Genomic DNA, 560 nt, shown 5'->3' on the forward strand with positions numbered 1-560 from the left:
GGCATTGGGTTAAAGGCCATGCTGGACACAGAGAAAACGAAATCTGTGATGAACTCGCCCGCACAGCAGCAGAAAACCCAACAGAAGAAGATACAGGCTACCAGCCATCTTAATACGCTAGTAGCGCTGGCTCGACACTCTCTTCACACCAAATCCCTCTCGGTTCATCACGCCAAGCGGCGTCAGTTTTTTCTTTAGACGCCAATGTGGTTTGATTGGCTTGAGAGGGTACGTTCGTTTACGAGCGACGATATAGTACAAGCTCCCCGCCGGAGAAGCCCAATCCCCCAAGCTGTTTTCTAACCAAGTCCACATGGTGCGATAACGTGTCATAGGAAACAGCGCATAACGATCACAATGAATTACTTGGTAGTTGAGTAACCCCAACCAGTCATTGATTCGGCTCGAAGTAAACATTCGTCCACTCCACGGCAAGTTATTTTTACGCCATGGGAACAAACTCGCCAAACCAGTAAAGCTAATTGGGTTAAACCCCGTAATGATCAAACAGCCATCATCCATCATCACTCTGTCGACTTCTCGCAGCAGACGGTGTGGAT

1 protein-coding gene and 1 pseudogene are annotated in these 560 nt (G+C 48.4%); one reads left to right on the top strand and one right to left on the bottom strand.

Features of this window, described 5'->3' with window-relative positions; genetic code table 11:
- Positions 1 to 113, top strand: a 113-nt coding sequence (locus R7Z77_RS27535; RefSeq protein WP_318137332.1) for an RNase H family protein, incomplete at its 5' end; no start/stop codon positions are given.
- Positions 114 to 117: 4 nt separating this feature from the next.
- Here the strand turns inward: R7Z77_RS27535 and R7Z77_RS27540 are convergent.
- Positions 118 to 560, bottom strand: a pseudogene (locus tag R7Z77_RS27540) (SAM-dependent methyltransferase); the annotation flags it as partial.

This window comes from Vibrio sp. 1401 (assembly GCF_033340295.1).